This is a genomic window from Rhodococcus sp. ARC_M6 (assembly GCF_022810305.1).
Classification (GTDB): Bacteria; Actinomycetota; Actinomycetes; order Mycobacteriales; family Mycobacteriaceae; genus Rhodococcus_F.
The window spans coordinates 18,048-41,896 of the sequence record NZ_JALGQH010000041.1; the positions used below are offsets into that span (position 1 = coordinate 18,048).

General features: G+C 60.0%; 22 protein-coding genes, 2 pseudogenes and 1 CRISPR repeat array (1 of these 25 only partly in view). Of the genes and pseudogenes, 15 read left to right on the forward strand and 9 right to left on the reverse strand.

Going from position 1 to position 23,849, the window contains the following annotated elements:
- A CRISPR array of direct repeats spans positions 1 to 246; the repeat unit is 29 nt; unit sequence GTCCGCCCTGCATATGCGGGGATCAACCC (it extends 28 nt beyond the left edge of the window).
- A 282-nt stretch (positions 247 to 528) separates the two neighbouring features.
- On the reverse strand, positions 529 to 771 hold the full coding sequence (locus MTX36_RS27030) for a hypothetical protein (protein WP_243622748.1): 243 nt from the start codon (positions 769 to 771) through the stop codon (positions 529 to 531).
- 292 nt (positions 772 to 1,063) lie between these two features.
- Between MTX36_RS27030 and MTX36_RS27035 the strand changes: the two genes are divergently transcribed.
- The 3 genes from MTX36_RS27035 to MTX36_RS27045 all read left to right on the forward strand — a co-directional run bounded on the left by MTX36_RS27035 (position 1,064) and on the right by MTX36_RS27045 (position 3,290).
- Positions 1,064 to 1,429: a hypothetical protein gene (locus MTX36_RS27035; RefSeq protein WP_243622749.1), complete on the forward strand. Its 366-nt coding sequence runs from the start codon at positions 1,064 to 1,066 to the stop codon at positions 1,427 to 1,429.
- Positions 1,430 to 1,929: 500 nt separating this feature from the next.
- On the forward strand, positions 1,930 to 2,499 hold the full coding sequence (locus MTX36_RS27040) for a hypothetical protein (protein ID WP_243622750.1): 570 nt from the start codon (positions 1,930 to 1,932) through the stop codon (positions 2,497 to 2,499).
- A 245-nt stretch (positions 2,500 to 2,744) separates the two neighbouring features.
- Positions 2,745 to 3,290, forward strand: a complete 546-nt coding sequence (locus tag MTX36_RS27045) for a hypothetical protein (RefSeq protein ID WP_243622751.1) — start codon at positions 2,745 to 2,747, stop codon at positions 3,288 to 3,290.
- 252 nt (positions 3,291 to 3,542) lie between these two features.
- On the opposite strand, the gene MTX36_RS27050 is transcribed toward MTX36_RS27045, so the two are convergent.
- The 6 genes from MTX36_RS27050 to MTX36_RS30020 all read right to left on the reverse strand — a co-directional run bounded on the left by MTX36_RS27050 (position 3,543) and on the right by MTX36_RS30020 (position 9,261).
- Positions 3,543 to 4,067 carry a hypothetical protein gene (locus MTX36_RS27050; RefSeq protein ID WP_243622752.1) on the reverse strand — a complete coding sequence of 175 codons (525 nt, stop codon included), beginning with the start codon at positions 4,065 to 4,067 and terminating at the stop codon, positions 3,543 to 3,545.
- Between the two features lie 1,014 nt (positions 4,068 to 5,081).
- Positions 5,082 to 6,257, reverse strand: a complete 1,176-nt coding sequence (locus tag MTX36_RS27055) for an ATP-binding protein (RefSeq protein WP_243622753.1) — start codon at positions 6,255 to 6,257, stop codon at positions 5,082 to 5,084.
- A gap of 333 nt (positions 6,258 to 6,590) precedes the next feature.
- On the reverse strand, positions 6,591 to 6,824 hold the full coding sequence (locus MTX36_RS27060) for a hypothetical protein (protein ID WP_243622754.1): 234 nt from the start codon (positions 6,822 to 6,824) through the stop codon (positions 6,591 to 6,593).
- Between the two features lie 1,178 nt (positions 6,825 to 8,002).
- Positions 8,003 to 8,131 carry a hypothetical protein gene (locus MTX36_RS30355; protein ID WP_308198257.1) on the reverse strand — a complete coding sequence of 43 codons (129 nt, stop codon included), beginning with the start codon at positions 8,129 to 8,131 and terminating at the stop codon, positions 8,003 to 8,005.
- A 187-nt stretch (positions 8,132 to 8,318) separates the two neighbouring features.
- Positions 8,319 to 8,576 (reverse strand): hypothetical protein, encoded by a 258-nt coding sequence (locus MTX36_RS27070; RefSeq protein ID WP_243622755.1) that lies wholly within the window; start codon positions 8,574 to 8,576, stop codon positions 8,319 to 8,321.
- Between the two features lie 550 nt (positions 8,577 to 9,126).
- The gene (locus tag MTX36_RS30020) at positions 9,127 to 9,261 is read right to left on the reverse strand and encodes a hypothetical protein (protein ID WP_279395068.1); all 135 of its coding nucleotides are present in this window, start codon (positions 9,259 to 9,261) and stop codon (positions 9,127 to 9,129) included.
- 411 nt (positions 9,262 to 9,672) lie between these two features.
- On the opposite strand from MTX36_RS30020, the gene MTX36_RS27075 reads away from it, so the two are divergent.
- The 8 genes from MTX36_RS27075 to MTX36_RS27110 all read left to right on the forward strand — a co-directional run bounded on the left by MTX36_RS27075 (position 9,673) and on the right by MTX36_RS27110 (position 20,373).
- The gene (locus tag MTX36_RS27075) at positions 9,673 to 9,930 is read left to right on the forward strand and encodes a hypothetical protein (protein WP_243622756.1); all 258 of its coding nucleotides are present in this window, start codon (positions 9,673 to 9,675) and stop codon (positions 9,928 to 9,930) included.
- Between the two features lie 4,457 nt (positions 9,931 to 14,387).
- Entirely contained in the window at positions 14,388 to 15,170 is a 783-nt protein-coding gene (locus MTX36_RS27080) for a ParA family protein (RefSeq protein WP_243622757.1), read from the forward strand.
- On the forward strand, positions 15,167 to 15,478 hold the full coding sequence (locus tag MTX36_RS27085) for a hypothetical protein (RefSeq protein ID WP_243622758.1): 312 nt from the start codon (positions 15,167 to 15,169) through the stop codon (positions 15,476 to 15,478). The genes MTX36_RS27080 and MTX36_RS27085 overlap by 4 nt, the downstream gene beginning before the upstream one ends.
- 590 nt (positions 15,479 to 16,068) lie before the next feature.
- Positions 16,069 to 17,046 (forward strand): DUF2637 domain-containing protein, encoded by a 978-nt coding sequence (locus tag MTX36_RS27090; protein ID WP_243622759.1) that lies wholly within the window; start codon positions 16,069 to 16,071, stop codon positions 17,044 to 17,046.
- A 118-nt stretch (positions 17,047 to 17,164) separates the two neighbouring features.
- The gene (locus tag MTX36_RS27095; protein ID WP_243622760.1) at positions 17,165 to 17,398 is read left to right on the forward strand and encodes a YlcI/YnfO family protein; all 234 of its coding nucleotides are present in this window, start codon (positions 17,165 to 17,167) and stop codon (positions 17,396 to 17,398) included.
- Positions 17,398 to 17,697: a type II toxin-antitoxin system PemK/MazF family toxin gene (locus MTX36_RS27100; protein WP_243622761.1), complete on the forward strand. Its 300-nt coding sequence runs from the start codon at positions 17,398 to 17,400 to the stop codon at positions 17,695 to 17,697. Before MTX36_RS27095 ends, MTX36_RS27100 begins: the two co-directional genes overlap by 1 nt.
- 28 nt (positions 17,698 to 17,725) lie before the next feature.
- Positions 17,726 to 19,576: a hypothetical protein gene (locus MTX36_RS27105; protein ID WP_243622762.1), complete on the forward strand. Its 1,851-nt coding sequence runs from the start codon at positions 17,726 to 17,728 to the stop codon at positions 19,574 to 19,576.
- Entirely contained in the window at positions 19,576 to 20,373 is a 798-nt protein-coding gene (locus MTX36_RS27110) for a hypothetical protein (protein ID WP_243622763.1), read from the forward strand. The genes MTX36_RS27105 and MTX36_RS27110 overlap by 1 nt, the downstream gene beginning before the upstream one ends.
- 481 nt (positions 20,374 to 20,854) lie before the next feature.
- Here the strand turns inward: MTX36_RS27110 and MTX36_RS27115 are convergent, their stop codons facing one another.
- Both MTX36_RS27115 and MTX36_RS27120 read right to left on the reverse strand, forming a co-directional pair.
- Complete coding sequence (locus MTX36_RS27115) at positions 20,855 to 21,382, reverse strand: amidohydrolase family protein (RefSeq protein ID WP_308198258.1); 528 nt, start codon at positions 21,380 to 21,382, stop codon at positions 20,855 to 20,857.
- A 197-nt stretch (positions 21,383 to 21,579) separates the two neighbouring features.
- Positions 21,580 to 21,852, reverse strand: a pseudogene (locus tag MTX36_RS27120) (transposase); the annotation flags it as partial.
- 67 nt (positions 21,853 to 21,919) lie between these two features.
- Between MTX36_RS27120 and MTX36_RS30025 the strand changes: the two are divergent.
- From MTX36_RS30025 to MTX36_RS27130, 4 genes and pseudogenes are all read left to right on the forward strand, one after another.
- Positions 21,920 to 22,045 (forward strand): hypothetical protein, encoded by a 126-nt coding sequence (locus MTX36_RS30025; RefSeq protein WP_279395069.1) that lies wholly within the window; start codon positions 21,920 to 21,922, stop codon positions 22,043 to 22,045.
- A 260-nt stretch (positions 22,046 to 22,305) separates the two neighbouring features.
- The gene (locus MTX36_RS27125; RefSeq protein ID WP_243622764.1) at positions 22,306 to 22,722 is read left to right on the forward strand and encodes a hypothetical protein; all 417 of its coding nucleotides are present in this window, start codon (positions 22,306 to 22,308) and stop codon (positions 22,720 to 22,722) included.
- A gap of 278 nt (positions 22,723 to 23,000) precedes the next feature.
- Positions 23,001 to 23,372: pseudogene (locus MTX36_RS30640) on the forward strand (DDE-type integrase/transposase/recombinase); the annotation flags it as partial.
- A gap of 67 nt (positions 23,373 to 23,439) precedes the next feature.
- A complete protein-coding gene (locus MTX36_RS27130) occupies positions 23,440 to 23,721 on the forward strand; it encodes a hypothetical protein (protein ID WP_243622765.1) in 282 nt (93 codons plus the stop codon).
- The last annotated feature ends 128 nt before the right edge of the window (positions 23,722 to 23,849 follow it).

Here is a 23,849-nt window from a genome sequence, read left to right on the forward strand (position 1 = left end):
CAACTGAATAACGCCTTTCGATGCAAATGATCCGGTCCGCCCTGCATATGCGGGGATCAACCCTCGGATTCCCAGCGTCGCGGCTGGATGTGGCCGTCCGCCCTGCATATGCGGGGATCAACCCAAGAGCATTACGGGATAGGTGGTCACGGCCCTGTCCGCCATGCATATGCGGGGATCAACCCATCGACGAAGGGTTCATCCTCAAAACCGTCCGGTCCGCCCCGCGTATGCGGGGATCAACCGGGACTGACCGCGGTTAGGACGTCGACGTTGTACCTACCCTGCTTGTGCGGGGATCAGCTCGATTTACTGCCACACGAACCGCACCCGCGGTTCACGCCCCGCGTATGCGGGATCGATTTGGCAGGCAGTATCCCCGCAGAGGTCACTCGTAGTCGGGGTTTCAGCGGTCGCTCCCTACATCCGACGCTACTTGGCCTGTTGTACGCGATCACTTTTTCGACTTTGCGCGGAATCCGAGCGCGAACGTGCACTCACCCGATCAGGCCGAGATCACGCTTCACCTCATCCCAACGGCACCATATCCGGGTCCGGATCAGCCGCATGCTCAGCCAACGCCCGGTAGTCGTCGGCGTCATCGGCCGCGTCAAGAAGTGCCTCGAACAGATCGGGAGCAATCAGTACCGCCACGACACGGCCACCGTCGACGAGTTCGATCACCGGCACTTCGCCGAGCTCGGCAATCGTCGATACGAGATGTTCGTGAGTGTGCGTCACCGAACGAGTGGCGCGCGAAACTGCAGACATGCCGGCAAGCGTACGCATCGGACGTCTTGGGAAACGTCCGCAAACCAGGCCAAGGAAACGGCTAACTATCGACAACCGTCGCGGGTAGTGACTGTGCTGCAGGTGCCCAGCACGAATAGGTGATATTTTGAGCTGCGAGCAAGGAACTGGCCCTCGGGATTTTCTGTCCTGACAGTCGCTCTGGCCGCCGGTAACAGCCACGGCCCCCGGCGGTTGCTCTGCAGATATTGCGCCGACTTCACCGGAGTCGATCGTCCGCACCGCCCGACCACAGTTTCGTGAGGTGATACGGATGCCGCGCACCACCCGCGAGATCCTCGACCACACCGACGAACTCGCGAAGCGCTTCGAGGACTACGGCCCGAAGCCCGAGGATCGACGCAACCCGCAACTACTCGCAACAATGCACCTTCCGGGTGATCGTCATGGGGCGCAACCACTCCCGGGGAAACATCTCCCGGCGATGACAGCGCACCCTCTCTCCCCCATTCATCCTGGCAAATTCCTGCTCGCGAACTTTCTCGAACCCGCAGGTGTCTCACCGGATCGCCTCGCGCATCAGATCGGTCTCACTCCACGTCGGATCGAGGAGATCATCGATGGCACGCATGCCATCGATGCCGGATCTCGCGCAACCACTGTCCAGAGCGTTCGGTAACAGCGCGCAGTTCTGGGTGGCGCTGCAGGACCAGTACAACCTCGATAGCGTTTGACCGCGAAGCACTTTCGCGGTCTTTGCCCGTCGATCCCCTGGATTCGCACCGAGTCGCTTCCGGCCGAGTCGGCGGCCTTACTCAGCGCCGACGCCGACGCCGCAGCCGTCCGTCGCAAGCAATGCACTCGGCGGCCACGGGATCTGCCGACGTACGTCACGCCCGAATGTCGACGGGAATGCACTGTTCAGCTCCGTGATCTTGCGGCACCGTTTACCGGGTAAACACTCCCCTACCGGGTGTGGTCCAGAACAGACAGTCCACATCGGTTCGTTGCTACGTATTTCCGGGAGATATCTTCCGGAAATACGTAGTAACGAAAGGCGGTTCGTGAACTCGTAGCGTGAAGCTATGCAAGAGCGAACGTCGGCGTCAGGGATCATCTGGGATCCGAACGCGGTCCCCGACGTACCCGTTGTTTATGACAGCTTGAGTCGAGACCACAGTGACTGGCAGGGTCGAGGTCATCCACCGCGCCACCAAAAATGCTGCCGACCACGTCTGGAACGTCATCGCTCTCAAAGGGAACACCCTCACCTTCCGCGAGGTGCAGAGCCTGATGGGCGGTGTGACTGTCGGTGGACACACCACCGCGGACCTTCACCACGCCGAGAACACTGCCGCCGCACACACATTCCTGATCGAACGACTACTCGACGACGACCCTCGTGAGCCGGTCCGGTCCGTATTCGGCCGGTTCAACGCGATCTTCACGCGCAGCGCGTTCGGCACAATATGGCGGTTGCGAACCCACCCCGTACACCCGGAGTTCGGCGCCGACGGTATCGACGGATCCCCATCCCGAGCACGGCACGGCACGGAGTACCGGGCCGGCCTCGACGCGCTCGAGCACATCGAGCGGCCCGGTGAGCGTTCCCTCGCCTACTTCACGTTCGCCGCACACGGCCGCCTCTACCCCAAAGCCAACCCCCCTGACCGCCATGAATGTGATGGACCTGCTGCTGATGACCACCGGACATCACTTGATCACCGCCCTCACAGTTCGCCGGCGTGAGTACGAGAGTGTCTGCGCCGCGCTCCGCAACGACGGTGACGCCACTGCGGTGAAGACCTTCTAGCCTCCCGCCAATACATGTGGCATGAAAATGGGCGTTGCGGCCACCGCCGGCGCCGAATTCGGCGCCGAACAGTACGGAGCCATCACTACGGCGCAGGCACGCGGACTGGGAGTCACCGCCGTGCAGATCAAACGCCTGGCCGATCGCGGCGCACGAACGGCTCCATTACGGGATCTACCGCATGACCAGAATCCCCCACGATGCACGCCAAGACCTACGAGTGGTCTGGATCGCACTGGACCGCCATTCCCCCGCGTGGCAACGCCTCACCCAGCATTATCCCGGCGGCATCATCTCCCATCGGAGCGCAGCCCGCATGCACCAAACCGACGACATCGATGCCGACGTCCTCGAGTTCACCTGCAGGCGGCGCGTCCGAATCAACTTGCGCGACGTGCGAATTCATTCCGGTGAGATGGAGCGGGACGGCTGGACGATTGTCGACGGCCTCCCCGTCACCTCGGCGCGGCGCACGGTCGCCGATCTCACTGCTGCGGGAATCGACGGCGGGCACCTGGCCACCGTTGTTCGCGACGCCCTCTCCCGTGAACTCGTTTCGGCGCCGGAGCTCGAAAAGACATTGGCGACCTTCGCTTTTCGATACGGCCACCCTCCGGGCGACGGCCGCGAGTTCCTCGATTCTCTGATCGCGCAGGCCGGGGTTTCGGTGAATACTCTCTTCCTTGCGGACGCGTACCGACGAGCCACCGGGGCCGGCGCTGATTGACCTGGCCCTATTTCCCTGCGTACTTCACCTGCGGGAGGCCGCCGAAAAATGGTCCGCCCCTTGCGAGGTACCCGCGTTCATAGTCTGATGCTGCTGATGCATCGACTGTGTCGGTATCGGTGGGGTGCCGTAAACCGGATAACCCGCCGTCGGCGGCAGTGACGTCGGAGGTCTCGCGCTCAACGGCCTCGACCGGCGATCGTCGCATCACGTGCACCGGCGGTCAGCCGGCACCGACAATCTCGAATTCTTTCATTCTCCGTGCGCCATATCGACACTATCGATGTAGCGACTACGACGCGCCCGCTGCTCATTGACACTCTCGACCTGATCTGCAGCCAACGCGGCGTACCCAGCCTCGAGTGCCACGTCTTCCACGACTCCGAAATCCCCGTCGGACGGCGCCGACAGAACTTCGGCCACCTCCGGAGTCGCCCACACCTCAGCGGTGCGGCGCCACGTCTCGACCACCAGCATCATCTCCGCCGGACCCGATTCGAGTGCGCCGGCCAACTCGTCAACGAACTGCGCACCATCCCCGTCCGGCAGATGCCTCATCCAGGGAAAGAGCGCCCCCACCCGGCGACTCCTACCAGGCTTTTGCGCGGCGTCGCCGGCCGCCACGGGAGGTCCGCCGACGGGTACCTCGCGGACCGCATCACGCACCCTGCCTGTCAGCATGTGTGCGTCGACCACGTCTACATGCTGCTCGGTGCCGTTAGCGGTGACGACGCGGTTCTGCTCTGAATGGGTATTCGGGGTCGGTGGGTTGGTCATGAAGTGGCCACTTCCTGTGGTTGATGCCTTGTCCCGTGCCTCAGATAAGTAGTCAGGGGCGGTAGCGGACTGGGCATGTCAACAACGTGTGGATTTGTCGCTGCTCAGATCTTCCATAGCTGATACTGCCCCATCATGCCTGCCCGATTCGATCCGTATGAGATGCCCACAGCCTGGTTGTAGGCGCCGATCATCGGCCACCGAACTAGGCTATCGTCCCGCACTTGACCAGCGGCGCAATTCGCAAGTAGTTGACACGGTCAGTCACGCTGACGCACCGGAGCCGATCTGTCGTGAGCGATACTACGTCGACTCCCACAGCGCCGTAGTGATCACGTCGACTGCCCGACTCGCGACCCTCTCGGTTCCGCCGCGCCTCTCACAACTCGACTGTCCCCTAGCGAAAAACGCGCCCGAGCCGACGAAACCCGACGCAAGGAAATCGCTGAACGCCAGGCCGAACGTGCACGCAGAGACGCAGCCGCCTCGGTTGCGAGTCGTGCAACTGCCCGCGCATCCTTCCCGCAGCACCTGGCCGACGCCGAATGGCGCGTACGAATTGAACTCGTACCCGCATCTGCGCAGGAAGTCCCATCGATTGCCGTCGACATCGCATAGTCTCGACGGCAATCGTCACGCCCCGAACCCGCCAGTCAGTCGACAGCGAAGGACCCGGCAACACAACTCACGCACACGACCCGCTGGGTTCCTCCGCTGGAGACTGGCACAGATCGACTGGTCAGCTCACCCCGTCGTCATCCACCGCCAAACCCTGTTCCCCGATGACGATATCGCCGCAATAGGCCCACGCAGACATTCGGCACCTGAACGGAGGATGGACCCGCGAAGAAGCTCATCAGAGCGTCGGCCGAGAACCGATGGGGCGTAGGCTCCGTCGTAGTCGCCGTCCTATTTCGTGACGTCCACCGGCGGTATGCCGTTGGAGCGGGTCGCCGCGTACGTTCGCGACCAACTCAAACCTTCCCGTGCCCCGAGGAAACCGAAACGATCATGTCAATCCAACTGCTGGCGCCGAATGAAATCTGCCATCCCCGGAACCGTGAACGCTATCCGCCCGCGTTCAGGCGACCAGATCAGACCACGCTTGATCGCCGAGTCACGCACCTCACTGGTTCCTGCGGCAGTCGACCCCATCGCCTCGGCTACCTTGCCCGACCGCGGCTGATCCTCACCGAGAGTCGACATCGCCGCCAAATACTTCCGTTCCCTCGGCGTAGCCCGATCCCAACGCGACGGGAAGAACCCATCGTCGAGGTGCCGGCGGCCGACCTCCACCGCGCCGAGCGCATCCGCAAGTTCAAACGGTGTGCCTGGCGCGATGTTCCAGATAGCTTTGCCGTACTCCTGCAGAAAATACGGATAACCGCCGCTCGTCTCCACGAGCACGTCCAACGCTTCAGGAGTGAAATCGCCGCCATGTGCTTGGACAGGTAGCCGAAGTGCGTCCGCCGCGTCTACAGACGCCAACGGCCCGATTGTGCTGTACAGGAACTGTCGTTCGGCATAGGAACGGCAGTCCGCGAGAACGGCGGGCAGGTTCGGCAGACCAGCACCGATGACGAAGAACGGCCACTGCCGCTGATTCGCCTTATGCTGGACCGCGAGCAGCGCCGTGAGAAGGTCCTGGTCGAGGTCCTGCATCTCGTCGATGAACAGTCCGAATGCGCTGTTTCGGGGCCGCAGAACCTCGCAGATCGCCTCCACGAGCTCTTCGAGGTCTATCGCAATATCACCCGGATCTACCTGCGGCCGGGGCGCGGAAATGTTGACCGCGGCACCCGCAACCGACACGCCCACCGAGAAGTTCCGAGCCAACGCGATCAGATCGTCAACACTGTCCTTGAGTCGCTGTTTGCGACTGTAGCGGCGCAGCCCCAACGACAATTCCTGCGCGAGTGTATTGCGGACCGCTGCGATACCCGAGGAGCTGGGACGGCCCTCGATGCTGATCGTCAGCCAACCCTGACTGTCGGCATGATGGGCCAGGTAGTTGAGCAGAGACGTCTTGCCGACACCGCGCAATCCGGAGAGGATCATGCCGCGGTCGTAATTGCGCCGTTTGCTGCGCGCGACAAGAAGATCGAACGCCTCGATCTGGTCGTTGCGGCCTTCGAGGGCGGGCGGGCGGAGCCCTGATCCTGGGGTGAACGGGTTCAACTCAAGGTCCATATCCACCACTATAGGTGAATATCCATTTTTTTGGATAGTTACCTATAAAGGAGGATAGTCACTGACACACGACTTCCGAACACATGCAGGCCAACAGAGCCCGAAACTATACCGTCCGGCCCACCAAGGCGGGATCGGTCTTACTCACGGTAACCGCGTCCAACGGCACTGGAATAGCGGCGACTCTCGAGGTAACGGTCGAGGTCACCGCTACCCACCGTACTGCCGCTAGTTGGGTCCCTCGACTCACTCGGCACGGCGACGTTGACACCACAACCTTTGGATATTTATATGATCGGATCTACTACTCCGAGTCGATATCTCTCGAAATCATCAGACCCATGCATCCCTTGATCGATCAACCCACACAAGATCGAGCAGACGCATCGCCTCGACAAGGGAAGGATCACGAGCGTCGGCGGCACGTTGCCGATCAGTGTGATGCTCGGAGGAAAAACCACTGGGCCGCCCGGATGTTCGTAGAGCGCCCCACAACGTCAACCCGTCACCGTGGTGGGAGTCGAGCTCGATACCCGCAATCGGTATTCCGTCCGGCGACCGTCGCATGGCAATTGGCCAACAACTGTTGGCCAATTGACCCTCGTGCCTGCCTGAGTCGATCAATCCACACTGCTCACCTGCAGAAACAGTTCGACCTCACTACCGAAGATCACCAGACCATCGAACACATACTCACCATTCGTGTCGCCGCTGCGCTCGCAAACTCACAACCTGAACTATTCCAAAGATCGGCCCTTCGTCCAGGACGAGACCGTGATCAAAAGCCCGATCCACGCACGATACTGCCGATCAACCTGATCGGCAGCGAGGCGATGTCATCGGCGAAACCAGAGTCGCCATCCAGAGGGCTCTTCACTGAAAGCTCCCTCACTTCAGGACAACTCGTATCAAGGAAGGCACAACCAGTTTCCGAGTACGGAGCATCAAACCAGTCAAAGATCGAGCGCTCATACTGATCGGGTCCACTCTCACTCAATCGCACTGAACGTAATCTCTCACTCCCGAGGCACTAGCGAGACACCGACGTAGTCCAATTGTGATCACACGACGACACCGAAATCGGGCCCTTCCGACGTAGCAGGGACAAAGCCACCTGCCGCGAGGTGACACTCGCTGCGAATGACGATAAGCCATCGTCAACAAGTAGCCATGCATGCAATGCATGCAATACGTGCTGCGCATGGCTTGCATGCGCTGCCGACAGTCGGGAAATACGAAACCTGGTGCGGGAACCTTACGGACGGACACTCCCCCTCGAACTCAGATCGTCGCTTTCTTCGATTGGCCATAAGCACGCAGTTCGTTCGCCTCGTCGGAGCCGTAGCGGTAACGGTGGCCCGAGACTGCGGAACGAGAGCATCTATTTTCCTTGCAACAGAATCGATTCCACCGATTCATTCGATCACAGCCCTGCGTTGGGCACGCTCATTGACAATCTGGTGAGGGATGCACCCCTGCTGATCCCACCGTCGCAATATTCGATCCGACAGAGGTGTCCGGACAGCCTCGATCGCTGCTTGGCGCAGTCCGCCAATGCCGATTTCCGGGCGAATTTGCCGGATGGACACTCTGGTGATCAGGCCCGCCAGGCCACCACTTTTGACAGTTTCGGATTTCTCGAACCCACTGGTCGCAGCCGTGGAGACGGACACCTTGAGCCCGTCGAGTCCCGACTGTCTTTTGCGCAGGTTCGGTTGATCGTGGATTCGAAAGGTGTAGTGCCACTAATTGTTTTCTTCATCGACGCCAACAAAGACCGCCTTGATAGCGAGGTCGATCTTGTGCGTATCGCCGGCGCCTGCAAGCGCAGCCATCAGATCATCGATAAGGGCGGCACGCTTCTCGACTGCCATCTTGCCGCGCGCATCACTGTCATCAGCGCAATAGTCGCTGCACGCCAGAACTGTTGGCCGTGGTGTTGCATCTGTTTCGCAGTCCGCATGTCGGGGTTGACCATTCGGCCGATACCCCCTTGGTCACACGTCCTGACGAAACGTTCAGGTACGCCAGTCACGTCATTCCAGGTGACGAATCGGCCGGTCAGGTCGGGACGGAAGCGCTCATTGTGAGCAGTGCCGGCCAGACCGAAAGTGCGGCGATCCCGCTGAACGCCAGCAAGAATCGTTGCGCCACACCCGGCGAGCGGGAGAACCTCATCGCACGTCCACGCTGCCTGACGGCCTGGTGCGAGTTCTCGGCCCGCGTATTGACGTATATCGACGCCGGCACCCGGCCGACGGCATCAACTCCCGATGCGCCACAACGTAACTCGCCAACTTTCCACAGGCCAGTACCCATAATACTCGACCCAGTGTTCGCATTAGCTTGGACGAAGAACGTTGCGCCGCCTTCGCGCGACGGTGCGACTTGACTGCGATGTCTAGGACGTTCCCTTCGGGCAATTGTTGCGGCACGCACCGAATCCAGTCGCGCGAGTCGCTGCCGTCCGCTACCGACCGCACCTGGATGAACATCTCGTCGAGATACCATGTGCCGCAAGGCTGGAAAGCACACCGCCGGCGGGCCCACGATATATTCGCCGCCTGTACTTAGTGCACCATGCGGGTCGCCTCGCGCGAGACGACGATACCGCGCGCGAGAATCAACTCTTCGACGTCTCGCACGCTCAATCCGAACCTGTAGCACAGCCCCGGAGCGCACGATTATGTCCGCGGGACAGCGGTGCCATTTGCACAGCGACCTCGGCGAATCCGCCCCTTCAACTACTCATCCGATGGTCGTCGCTGACACGCGGCCAAGTTAAATCGACGGGCCGTCCTGGATTGTGTCCTATTCGCCTGCGATCACGTCTACGGTCTGCGTTCCGCGGCAACGAACTGATGCCGTGTTACTCGAAGCTCACCCACTGCCGTCGACCGAAGAATTCATCGACACGGTCCTCGGCGGAGACCGCACCTTTCTCATTTTCGATGACGGAAGCAGCAAGAACATCATCATCCGCCCAGACCCGCGACGGACTCACAGGCCTTCATTGTCGTCGGCGGCGCGTCAGGTATGGGCACGACCGGCCGACACAGCACACAATCAACGTGACTGATATCACAGCAATTGTGATGCGTTGCGGCACGTCACCCTCCCCTGCGGCCGTCAGCCCTTCAATGCCTGCGCCTATGCCGCCATGTTCCTTAGTGTCGTTGACCTGGCCATATTTGCCCCAGAGTCCGGATCCATCGAGGAGATCCGCAGTGTCATGGCTGTAGTTTGCGGCATCACCTTGCTGCAGTCAGTGAACCCTCGATGCAGCCATTTCGAGCAACGGCAATCCGGAACGACTCCAGGAAACGGTGAATTTCGTGGGAACATCAACCACACGCGACACACCGAGTGGGCGCGCCTACCCGTATCAGTTACAGATTGGTTCTAGTCTTTCCTCATGGCACAGCACAACAAGGGACCTCGCGGACACATCGCGACTCGTGCGCCCCTCACACAACACAAGGTGTACGAGGATCGGGCCGCCGAACTCGGAATCCCTGCTGGGGATTATTCCGTGCTCATCTTGGCCATCACCCACGGACTGGACATACCGGATTACATCAGCGACAAGCTGCATCCGGACCAGCTTCGATTGCTCGAAATCGAAGCTGTGGGCTCATTGCGGCGCATCGAGCAACTCGCAGTCGGCGCATGAACTACCCCTAGACAGCGAACAACCCCCAGGGCTTGGCGGCATCGGGGGCTGTCCGTTTATGCAGTTGCGGGAACTTCCCAGTTCCCCGACCCCCACTAACCCAGTTAAGGAAGAGGCGGTGCTTACTCGATGATATCCCAGAAACGCAATTCCGCCATACCTACTGGCGCGTTCACGGTGTCATTTTCGGCACATCCACATCACAATTCAGTTGGCATGACGCCCACGTCACACTTTGGCGTCCCACAAATCCGCGAATCCGATCAGGTCAGCAACGTGCCCATGAAGGCACCCTCCCGCGGCCATCGGATTCCGACACACGTCCCTGCGCACTGCGAATCCACACAATCAGTGGATTCGCAGGATTCGGGGCCGCCTGTAGCCAAGTAATCGACGAACGAACTCGATACCTAACTACACAGCGCAGACCTCTTGAAACACCAAAGCCCCCAAAGGGGGTGATTGGGAGCGGACCGCATCGCGGCGAATAAGGACTGGCAGGTCCTTGATGTCGACTGAGAACTGGCAGGTTCTCCGTCATCTGTTCTCGAAACGTTCTCGAGAGATGAGCTCCGAAAGTTGACGCTTTCTCGGCTCGTACTGCATCCCTTGGAAGGACTACCTATGGCAGGTACGTCTCAGGATAACCCATACCCTGAATACGGATTAGCACGTTCCACATCCCCCACCTTCGGCGTGTCGCACACCCACACCCACACCGCCGTCCCCCAATCGGCCGAGGTCGACGAATGGCATGCGACCGTCGATGCTGTCCTCGTTCGTGTCGCACACATCGACTCAGAGACACGACGAATCAATGAGTCCTCTGACCAGCGCGGACGATCCTGGGCATTGCCCGTGGAACCAGCCGAACAAGCGCGGATCCCTGTCTGGACTTCGCGCCGTGAATGGCTCCGTCAGTTCCGGCACCACATCGATACCCCCGCCGGCAAGACCCTGTGCGCACGCCGCCTCATCAAGCCCGACAAGGCCTACGCCGTCGCAGAAGCGCATGCACATTTCGCTGAATCCCGCACCGGTCGCGGAGTGACCGCGGCAAAATCGACGATCGCCGCACGCGCCAAGGTCAGTGAATCAGCGGTCAATCGAGCCCGCCGCGTCCTCATCGATCTCGAGATGGGTATCGAACACGTTCGGGGGCGGAACCTCAAAACCCTCGAATTCCTCGCCGCAGAGGCTCACCACGGGGGTCAACAGCACCGTGCAGCATCATCGTGGTCGCTATCCTCACCACGATGCATCGTGGAAGCGACACCGCTTGCCAAGTCGCCGAAGAAGCTCCCATCCCGCTCCGCCGAACGAACTGCCCGATACCGAACCCGGAAAGCCCTACGCACCGGCTCCATCGCCCTCGATCAGCCAAACCAAGGCCCACCAGCAACGACAGTCGCTGACACCCTATCTAGTGTTGGTTATTTATCTTGTGAAGTTCTTCCGTTAGGAAGAACTCACCAACGCGCACGCGCGTGGACACCCCCACCACCAAGAAAAAAACACACCACCCCAGCCAAGACCCCCCGCCCTCTCGGACTCCAACGGGCAGCGGCAGAACTCATCAATGACGCCCCTGCCCTCTCACCACCTGGCCACATCGGCGCAGTCTGCGACATCCTCCAGAACGCAGGAATTGACCCCACGCGCTGGACAGGTCGTGATATCGCCCGGACGCTTTCACGAGATACGGCTCAACGGGGGTGGATCTGGCCAACAGCGGCCAGCCTCTCCTCGCCGCTGGCGTACCTCAAACGCAGACTCGGTTCAATCGACTGGACTGGGAAATCACCCAGTGAACAGCGCAAAGTCGCAGATCTAGCCAGAAGGAAGGAACAGAAAGAACTAGAAACGGCACACGAAGAACGCGCCAAAGCTGTCGCGAATCCCGAGCATCGCGCAAAAGCCCTGGCCAGCATCCGAGCGCATCTGGCCGAGAAGTTGCGTCATCAATGACTTTGAGAACCTTCGATTGCGCTTCAGCACTCAACCTGAGCAGACGCCTGTTCGACGAGCCGCTGACAGCGTTCAGGCCCGCCCGATCCGGTGAGCTCGAACTCTCACAGGCAGAAGCGATTCTCGCTGTGAGCTGCGGAAATGCATCCACAATTGAAGTGATCCACAAACAAGGGTGTCGATGCATGCGATATCTCAGTCCATTCCGAGCAGCTAGCCCAGCTCATAACCCGCCGAGACGGAAACGAAAAAGGAACCGAACCTGACCAGTCTCATGTCGATCCACGCAGGGCAATCAAGGCCCTCAGAAGCGCGCTGACGAGCTGTAACGCACCCAAGGCGGTTTCCCTATATGGACTGACACAACTCACTCATTCGCTCTAACCGACAAGGTGCCGTTCTCGATATGCCTGGTCAGAGCGATATCTGCTTGCTCTTTGTCGTCGAACTCAACCGACATAGAATGCTTTTGCGTGGAAATTTCCCGCTGCTCCTAGTGCTTGCAACACCTGCATGGGGTGCATGCACCGCGTAGCAAACGTGTATCGCGTGCAGTGCACGCATGGCGTGCATCGCGAGCGTTGCGTGGACACGAATCTGTGAACTTTCGCCGCCCTCTTTCACCGTGTGGGGTCGCTGATTCGCTGGATTCCATCCCCTGGGCGTCGGTTCTTCCGCCCAAATATCTGTGCTGAGGCGGATGATGAAGGCATATTCACTCCCCCACCAAGGGGGGGATGTCGCGCAACGATGCCGTAAATTGGCCGTTCGTCGGTCCGTCCCAGGGCTGCAGATGCGCGAAAGGGCCCCGAATTCGCTCGAATTTGGATGGAAGACGGCGACTTTATTGACCCAATCCCTAGCGCTCATTACGTCACTGTGACGTAATGAGCGGGCTTAATGGCAGTTGATTTTGCATGGCCATACGTCGGTATGCCGAGAATTTTGTCTCGAAAGATCGCAACCCTCCCCTCGCCCCAGGAGATAATTGATATCCGCCCCTCGATCACCGCCTCGATCTCACGTCAACTGAGGTTGCTGTCGCCAGATTCCAACGAAGATCCGCCGTACCTCGACCGGTTTCGTTGACAAAACTGAAACTCCCCCATCGTCGTCCTGTCGAGAGATTGAAGATTCTGCAGATGCGCCGCAATCTACGAAACCCAGTTCACTCCTGTGCTGAGGCCGCGCACCCGATCGGCGGACCGAGTCGAGGCAGACCGCTGTTCGTTTCCGTGAAGAATCACCGCGCTGCCTCGGCCGTACGCATCGGATATTTCCGGAATCAGGAGAGACAAACACAAACTCGATCGGCCGAAGTGATCAATTCTGGTCCTCGAATCGAGTTCGTTCAGCGTTGGCGATCGTACCTTCGTGGTCTGCTCGAGCTCATTTCTCGGTTCTTGGCAATTCGATTGCCGGCTGAATCAGCCGCTTCGACTGGTTCGAGGATGCGATGCGGATGGGCTTTGGTGACAGGTATTGCAACCTCGGTACATAAGAATCGTTGCGCGGCGATACAACTTCCGGAATCTGTAGCTCCCAATATGTGCCCATTTCATGCCTCATTGAACGAGCACCCAGAAGATCTGGAGGATCTCGATCGAATCGTTTTGAATGACCTACTGCTCCGTATGCCTATGAACACATCGGGTCCTGGACTGAGAAAGTGGCTCTACCTGCAGTTATATTGAATGCATGCAGTGCGTGGTGTGCATGCAATGCGATTAATGCATGCACTGCGTGTGTGATGATCAGACGCGGGGCATGCATTGCGTGCATTGCATGCGGAGCGTGCGGTACATGCAATGCGTAGAGTATTGCATGCACGCGGCGCACGCAATGCATGTTGAGCACGCAGTGCATGCAATGCATTGCACGTAATGCTCGCCATGAAAGCATGCATAGCGATGCAAGCGTGTCATGCGTAGCTTGCTCGCCACGCATTGAGTGCTGGACACGCTATGAACGCATGGCATGCAGGTAATGCACAGCATGCGCGTCATGCATGGATCGCATGGAGTGCAAAGAGAGAACGCCACGCAATCCATGCAAGGTGTGCAACGAATGCAGCGTTTGCAATCTTTGCAAGGCATGCGCGGCATGCGAGAGGTGCGCTGCGTGCGCACAGTGCACGACACGCAATGAATGCACTGCACGAACTGCGTGCATTACATGCGTGTTATGCTACGCGCGCACGTAATGCACAGTGTGCGTGCATAGCTCGCAGTGCTTGCCTCGCACCAAATGCACGCACGACACGCAATGCGGGCAGTGCATGTAGCGCATGGCAAGCACGCTATGCATGTCTAGCGTGCAGCGCATGTATTGCAAGTAACGCACCTACCGCATGCAGTGCGAGCAATGCAGATTGTGCACGTACTGCATGCAATGCAAGCAATGCGGATCGTGCACGTACTGCATGCCGTGCGTGTTTCGCACGCAACGCACGCCTCGCAAGGTTGAATACACTCGACGAAAGGTCCGCAATGCAGCCACGCAAAATCGCACTGGGCAACCAGAAGGGTGGCGTCGGCAAAACAGCGTCCACACTCGGACTTGCCAGTGCCATCACCGCGGTCGGCGGAAAAGTACTTGTTGTCGACATGGACCAGCAGGGCAACACCACCAGCGGACTCGGCGTCGAACTTGAAGACGGAATGCTGACGGCCTACCACCTGATGAACCAGACCAGGGAAGGCATTGCAGCTGAAGCGATCATCGCGACCCCCTGGGACGGCGTCGATCTCATTCCCGCCGATGAAGAACTCGGCAAAATCGAATCGGACGGATCCAACGATCTCGTATTCCGCCTCGACGTCGCATTCGAGGGCCTGGACCTTTCGCCCTACGACGCAGTACTTTTCGACTGCCCACCAAACATGGGTAAGGTCCTGTTCGCGGTCCTTATTGCAGCAGACGGCGTCGTAGCCATTACAGAGCCGACCATCGACAGCGTCCGAGGAGTCCAGAAGCTCGAGCAGACCATCGATACCGTTCGTAAACGCGCCAACCCTAAACTTGCCTTTGACAAGATTGTGATCAGTCGCCGGCGTGTGACGGGGGAGCACGAGTTCCGCGAGAACGAACTCCGCGAAACATACGGCGACCTCGTGGCGAAGACGGTCATTCCGGAACTTGCAGCTCGCCAGGACGCGCATTCCAACCACACGCCCATCCACCAGTTCAAGGGCGGAAAGGCGCTGACACTCAGAGTCGCTTACACGGACCTCCTCTCTGAACTGCCCGTCGTGATCGGAGCCACCGCATGAGCGTCAAACGCGAACCTGCGATCCGCAAAACTCACCCCGCGGAACTCATCCCGGAGCGACCCCCGAGAGGGGAGTCGGCGCCCGTCGTCGCGGCGCCTGCGACCCCAGCACCGGCCGATCCCAGCGGACGCAAGGATGAGGAGGAGAAGCTGTCGATGACGCACAACACCCGCATCAAGCCCTCTACCAAGGATCGTCTCCGTCGTGGTGTCGACAAGTTGCGATACGAGACCGGTGATCGTGAGATCAGTGAAGCGTCTATGACAGAGGCTGCGCTGGACGAGTATCTGAAAGCCAGGGGACTGTAGCTAACTGCGTGCCGTGCGTGCATTGCGTGCGTGCATTGCGTGCACTCCGGAGTGGTTGATGTCGTGCCGATCGAGCAGTGAACGAAGCACAGACCGAAGTTGCGCGCCTCGCTTCGTGCTACGCACGAGATCTCGCCTCCAGTCACATCAGGGGGACGGATTGCACTGCGTCGTGCGAGAGCAGCACGCAATATTGCAACCCGACCTTCTGCTTCGGCCAGCCGACCCGTTGCGGCCATCTAACGGGCGAGTGCGCTACCCCTCAGCGGCTTACACACAAGGGCCCGTTGCACGCACAGTGAACAAAGCGCCAAGTGTGCTTCTTTGGCCATTCCGTGAAACGGCGCACCTATGCATCATCGAAGCGCTTGTATTGCGTCCAGACGCTTATCCGTACGCATTTCACACGCAAAATGCCAGCTCAAGGCATTCCCCGACGGTTCAGAACGTATAAACGCGACCAGTCGAGGGCCGGACATTGAAGGCAGGAAACGCAACCCCGACACCCGAAAAATCAAAGAGGAGCCTCGCCGGCTGCAACCAGCGAGGCCCCAGACCGAGAACACCCCTTTAGGAAGGAAAACCCGATCATGGGTGATTTTAGTCTGCGCGCTGCGCGGATCCAGCTTGGAGCACTGATCGCGGCGCTTTTCATTGCAATCCTCATTGCAATCGGAATCACCGCCGGCGCCTTCGTCCTCTCGTTCGCGGTGCAACGCGACCTTGCGCGGCAGGGAACTTTGCCCGAAAATCTTGCATGGATTTTCCCCGTCATTGTCGACAGTGCGATCCTCGGATCCACGATCGCGATCGTCATCTTGAGCAAACTCAAAATGAGCAAATGGGACAAGGGCTTCTACATCGCTCTGGCTGTCACGGTTGTCGCGATCAGTATCCTTGGCAACGCCTACCACGCATTCCATGCCGCGTCTGCAGCGCAAAGTCAGGTTGCAGCAGGAACCGATATCGGATTTGTTCCCCTCGACCCAGCGATTGCCGCCCTCATTGCGATTATTCCGCCGGCGCTTGTGCTTGCATTCACGCACGGACTTGGGATCCTCATCAAAGCAACGGGCATCGCGTACACCGACTACAAAATGCAAGCCGATGAACACGCCGCGCAAGACGAGGCACCCACAGCGCTAGAGAACCGGAACTCACACAAACCGGCGACCGCCGTTGCACAACACCTGCCTGCGATCGAAGAGCCCCCGAAAATCGCTGTCCGCGTCCATCCGCCGCACCCTCCAGCAGGCGACACGGTCATCGATGTCATCGACCCGCCCGCAACGACACCGGATCTGTCCGCAGATCTCGACTGGTTCATCACGCAATCCGACTTACCCGCTGCAGTCAAAGACACAGCGCGCCGCAAACTCGCAGACCCAAACCTCACCTGGGAATCCATCGCTCAGACATCAAACCCGCCCGTTGCAACGTCAACTTCCTGGCGGCGTTACGAAAAGTTCGACACGGCGGCCCGCGCGGCTGGCTTCGAAAACCCGCCACTCATCGATATGCGAGCATCGGATATCGACTGCGCTGACGATCTCATCGCCTCAACCTGAATCAAGCAGATCGACCTCTCGAGGCTCCGCCTCGGGCTTGTCGTAGCCATGACATTTTGGCTTCAGGTCTCGGAGCGTCGCGGGAACCTTTTGAATCCCAGATTGGTACCATTTAGGTATGAGCACGCAGATCGCGGTACGACTACCCGACGAGATGGTGGCATTCCTCGATGGCGAAGTGACCAGCCATCGAGCGCCGTCCCGCGCAGCTCTGGTGCTCCGTGCGCTCGAGCGTGAACGCCGCAGGCAGATCGCAGCCAGGGACGCAGAGATTCTCGCCAAGGCGTCGAGCCGAGATGATCTGGACTCACTCGCCGCATACGCCGAAGATCGATCGGCCGACCTGATCTGATGCGACCGATCCACGAAGCGAAGCTGGACAAAGTTCGCCCAGTCCTCGTACTGACGCGGGAACTTGTGCGCCCGCACCTGACCCGCGTAACAGTTGCACCGATCACCACCACCATTCGAGGACTATCCACCGAAGTGGCAGTTGGGCGCGCGAACGGCCTGGACGCAGACTCCGTGATCAACTGCGACAGCATCACGACGATTCCCGTGAGCGCGCTCGGGCAGGGAATCGGCTACTTCTTTCCAGCACAAGAAGAATCGCTGTCGGAAGCGATTCGCGCAGCCTTCGATCTCGAATGACAACTACGACTACCGCTGGGGGCGGACTATGGCGCTGAAGAAAGGCGAGCAGTTCGCCCTATTCGAGGTCGACGAGCCCGAGGTGGTTCCCGCCGAGACCGTTACCGCCGAACCGGTGCAACCTTCGCTCTTCGATGATGTCGATGACGAAGTGCCCGAACATGCTCAGTCGGAAGCCGAATCCGACGACGAGACAGCCGAATCGGGAACTCCCGAGGCCAATGTCGCGGCCGACGAACCGAGCCTCGACGAAGAACTCCGAGGGAGCGCACCTACACGCGCGTCATTGCCGCCCGCGGGGGAGAGCGCCGACGGGCACGCCATCATCGTCACCGCCGCCGGAACGTACACACCGTCCGGGCAGGTGCTCACCGGACCGGTCGACTCCGTCGAGAAACTCGACAAACTCATCCGCTGGGCAACACTGACGCCCCTCGGCGCCCCAGCACAAATCTGGGTCGTCGGAATCGACGCATGCGAGATGCTCGGATGGACCATCGACCCAGGCGACGAAGACGACGTCGACGACATGGAAGTCCTCCGCACCCGCGCCGCCGAAGAACTCACCGGCGTCCTACAAGCCGCACTCACCCCGATGCTCACCGCAGGGTGGGAACTCCGCGGAGATCCCGGCCACGTCGTGCACCTGTCCCGCACGACCGGAAAATTCACATCCATGGTCGACATCGTCATCGAGCCGTACGTATGGACATACTGGAACAAAGACTTCGGATGGGGCAACCGTGTAGGGGACATGGGGATCCTCGGATCACCCACCGCCGGAACATATCTCCCCGACGACGACCTCCCTGCTGCGCAAGAGCTCGGGCGCCGGCTCGCATGGTGCGCACAACATCTCGGCGTCCTCCCCGGGCCCACTCCAGCCCGCACCGGCGCAGCGGTCGTCGACAAGATCAAACGCGAACGGACCCGCAGCGGCAAAGGCATCGTCGTCACGGAGGCAGGTCCCGTCCCGCCGCTCGACGGTGAGCATCGTGGTGATCTCGAACCCGCCGTCGGCTGGACCCGCGTCCCCGATCCCGAAGAGCTCGACGACGCAACCCGATTGGTGTCGATCGACCAACGAGCCGCGTACTTGGCCTCCGCCGGGATGCTCGAATTCGGCTACGGGAAACCACGGCACCTGCGCGCCGATGACGCCCGTGATGCAGCAGAGGCCGCGAAAACCCCGTTCGGGCTCTGGCACGTCACCCTGCCCGCGGGAAACATGCTCGCCCTCCCCGACAAGCTGCCACTCCCGCACCCCCACATGCTCGCCGATCAACCCGTGGATACGTGGATCACATCCGTCAGCCTCGATGCCTTCCGCGCTCCCGTCGCCGACGGCGGAATCGGCGCAGAACTCGACGACCTCGACATCACCGAAGCATGGGTGTACCCGGAACAGGGACGCGCACTGGACAAGTGGGCGAAAATCCTGAGAGAAGCCCGCAAGGTAGCCGTCGACACCGACGACACGGCGATGAAACGTTTCCTCGGGGCCTGCTACAAGGGGTATATCGGGCGAATGGTCAACCCGGACATGTGGACTGCGAAACAAATGCAACACCACCACCAACCGCTCTGGCGGGCCGCGATCATCGCGCACTGCCGCTGGCGTGGCCGCCGCGTCGCGATGCGCATCGCTAGGGAAACCGGCCGGTGGCCACTGCGCACCGTCACCGACTCCTGGGTCTACCCCCTGCCCGAAGGGATTAATGTCGCTGACGATAGCGATGCGCTCGGCAAGATGACCCTCGAAAAACATGCCGCACTGACCGATGATCTGGTGGCCGCGTTCACCGAAGCTCGCGATACCCACGAGATCAATCTCGCTATCAAGGCAGTCTTCGCCGACGACGATGAAGGAAACAACTAGTGGCACTGCACCTTCCGAAGCCACGAACGAAGCAACCCGCGCAGAAGACCGTCGGGCTCGACGGACTCAAGGTGTCCGTCTCCACTGCTGCGACGAGTGGCATCGAAAAATCCAAAACCGTCAAAAGCGGTGGCCTGGCCGGCCTGACCAGCAAAGTCTCCATCCGACAAATCCGAACCGAAATCGGCAACGACGGACTGCGCCAAGCAGCTATCGACGCCGGCAGAACGCCGCCCTCGGATCGAACGTTGCGGCGGTGGGCTCAGCAGGGACGCATCCCACACCCGGAGGTCAACGAACGCGCCCAGCGCCGCGCTGCGATTGAACGTCTCGGCGGAATCGACGCTGTCGCAAAGAAAATCGGGCGCTCACGCTCCGCAGTATCCCGCTATCGGTCGGGGGAGACGAACGAGTTGCGTGCTGACGCGAAGAAGAAACTCAAGAATGTGAAAGCTCACGACATCATGGACCGCGCCGGCGTGCTGCGCGCCGATGGACAACCGAAGAAGGCCACGATCCGGGTCCGTGGGGGAGTGTCCGTCCGTAACGGTTCCGAAGAGGGCTACGACTACCGAGTTCGTACTCTGGATTTCGCGAACTCGGACAGTCCGTTCAGCGTTGACGAGACGCGGGAGCTCGCTGCTGCCCTTGCCAACGACGATCATGCAAGGGTTGTTGCGATCCTGGAGCGGCACGCCACGATGGACTATCCGGAGAACAAGGGCTTCGATCAGTACGGCGATGCCTTCGGATTTCACTTCGATTCCATCGAGTCCGTCCACATCGACTGGACCTAATTCGGTAGCTGCGGGGAATCTGAGCTCTCCACAGGTGGGTTGAGTGCCTCGAATTATGTCGCTGACCTCGTGTCGGAACTGTTCGGATAGATGTCGACGCTTTGTGCCTGTTCGTGTACGACACTGCCGTCGATGATTCCTGCGAAGAGTGTTTGCGCTCAGTTGCCCAGATCGACAACGCGCGAGTAGTTCTGGTGTGCTCCGGAGCCGAAGAACTACGCGGTGTCAAACCCCTCTGCTACCAACGATGTGAGGCCCGATGCCCCCTGTGAGTTCGCCATTGTCGTCAAGGATCCGGACAAGGCCGGAGGATCGAGGATCTGCGCCCGAGTAGCGATATTCGTTGCGGCGGTGTTTGATCGCTTGCCGAGCATTACCAGGATCAGGAAGTTGGCCGGGCGGTGACATTGGCTTTTCGATTTCAGCCCAAGTGGTTTCCTGAATCTGGCTGCCGAACTGGTGACGCCGACGCCTCTAAGGATCAGGTGGCCAGCGATGAGGCTCGGAAGTGCAGATGCACGACAGTGCTCCGAGCAATCAGAGTTCCTTCTGGCAGCCGCACGCGAATCGGAGAGCCTGGAACTTCGCCGAAACGGTTCGGTGGGTTAGAGCGCCACGTCAGTGGACTCGTCTGCCGTTGATGACGGTGGCAATTGGCTCGTGCTCTCGGGAAACAACAATGAGATCGGCCGGCGCGCCGGCCGATCTGCACGCGGCGGGGTGTGCCGCCCGGATCACCCGGACTGCTCAGGTAGGCCTCGAGGGCCTGGGCGTAGCCGATCGCTTCGGTCCCGCCGAGGACGACGCCTCTCGGCGTCTGACGTTCCTGTGCTGCTGCGATTACTGCCCACGGGCTCAACGGCCCGTACGGGGCATCGCTGGAAAAGGCCACGGGTACAGACGAACTGAGTAGAGTTCGGCAGCGGTAGAGGCCGCCGATATCCGTCGGGTCGACGTGTTCGAGATAGTCGTCGCCGCGATCGGCGATGAACCCGGGTTGAGTTACCACGGTCAGTCCGAGGCGGCGGATTTCATCGATGGACTCAGCGGGGATCAGTGCTCCGTGCTAGATCCGGTCACGAGGTTGACCACGTCGAACGCGTAGCATCGGGTTGCTCACGGGACGTCGATTCCGAGGGACGTATCGATGACTGTTCGGGCTCACACCGCGGCCGAGGCGGTGCCGCGCGAGGGCCGGTTAACCGATATCGGGTTGTTCGACCAGATCTTCTGCCAATGAGATTTGGGGAACGCGGTGAACGCCAGAACGTCAGGTTTGGCCTCCCTCATCATCTCGGCCACTTTCGGAAACGACTCGTGCAGGGTGTCGGCGACCTGATCCCACTGCTGGTGGATAGCGTCGGGTTCGGCGTGGGCGAAGATCGTTTTGACTGCGGCCATGACCGGCTGGATCTGTTTGGCTGAAACTTTGCTGTGCAGGTTCCGCATGAAATGGACTCGGCAGCACTGCCACGCCGAGAACTCCAGAAGTGGACTCTGGTTGTTGTTGGTGAGTACAAGTCCCCGCCCAGATTAGGAGTCCACGATGCCCTCATCGCCGATCCGCCATGGCAGTCTTAGGCGGCGGCCGGACATGGGCGGACATTCCGTTCCGTCGGCATCCGAACACGTCGAACACTTCGACGACATAGACGACATCGACGCCGTGTAGATTTACCCACTGAATGTCCTTGCAGAACATGAATTTCCGGGAGGTGAGATCATCCCCGTGCAACGTCTACCCACCGTACGGCTTATTCTCGTACGGGGTCGAACCAATGCCAATCCGGATTTGTGGGGATGGCTCGACGCGCACGCGACCTGATCGACCACGCGGATCGATCGCCGTCGGCTTCCCTCCTTGTCAGGATCTAATGAGACACTCAGAGACAACCGATATCACTCACTGAGGGCATGAAACGAGCACCCCCGATGACCAGCCCGAACCCCACGACAACACCAGATCCGCCGGCGGATCCCGCACCGAAACCGACCCGCCGAACATTCACCACCGACTACCGCAACAACATCCTCGACGAATACAGCAACGCCCCACACGGCGAAAAATCTGCCGTCCTGCGCCGTGAAGGTCTGTACCAATCCCAACTGCGAGAATGGGCGCAAGCCAGAACCGCCGCGCCCGGAAAATCGCAACCGAAAGCCGCGGCCAACCCCGACACCGGCACCGCGACCCGCAAAGAACTCGCTCGCCTGACACGCGAGAACGCTCGTCTGGCAAAGCAATTGACGCAGACGGAGGCCGCGCTAGAGATCATGGGAAAACTTCACGCGCTCTTGGAATCCATCTCCGAGAGCACGGACACACCGCCCTTACCGAAGGCGCCCTGAACAGTACCTTCGCAGACCTGAGAACCGCCGAAATCCCCACTCGCAGATCCTGCGTCCTGATCGGACGATCCCGCGCCACCCACTACCGGCAGCAGCAACCACCCGTTCTGGGCCCCAAGAAACCAAGGGCAATTCCCAATAACGGCCAAGCGCTCACGCCGTCCGAGCGAGCCCAGGTTCTCACTGTCATCAACAGCAACAAGAACGCTGACCTCGCCATATGCCAGATATGGGCCCGGGAGCTCGACGAAGGCAACTACTGGTGTTCACTGTCGAGCATGTATCGCATCGCCGCCGCTGCGGGGCAGAACCGCGAACGCAGACGAACGGCGACACATCCACCGAAGGCGATCCCCGAACTCCTCACAGACGGACCTTCGCAGGTGTGGACCTGGGACATTACCAAACTCCGCGGGCCCTCCAAGGGTGTGTGGTTTCACCTGTACGTAATCATCGACATATACTCCCGTTACAACCCGTCCTGGATCGTTTCCACACACGAAAGTGCTGAACTGGCAGCTGAATTCATCGCGGAAGCAATCGAACGTAACGGCATCGCCCCACACACCGTCCATGCTGACCGCGGCACCTCGATGAGGTCAGGTTTGGTGTCGGAACTGCTTACCGATCTCGGCATCGTCCGGTCGCATTCACGGCCGAGGGTGTCGAATGATAATCCATTTTCCGAGTCGCAGTTCGAGACTCTGAAATATTTGCATGATTTCCCGAAATCATTTGCATCACTGGATGATGCGCGAGTGTTCCTGGAAGGATTCTTTGGGCGAGTACAACCACATTCACCGTCATTCGGGAATTGCCTGGCACACCCCGGCCTCGGTGAACTTCGGGACCGCTGACGCGGTCGACGAGGCTCGTCAGATCACTCTGAACGAGGCTTACGTCGCGAACCCTGAACGGGTCTCTCGCCGGCCGAGTCCGCCCGAGGTGCCGACCGTTTTCTTCATCAACGAGCCTGCCGCCGAATCTCAGATCAACTGATCGTCACTGTCTCACTTGACTTGACACATAGGTGCGCCGTGGAAAGCGCTGATTGACCGAGTGGAGGTGAAAGACCTGCACCGCGAGCCCTATCGCAGTGGGGTGAGCGTAGCTGACGGCAGCCTGAC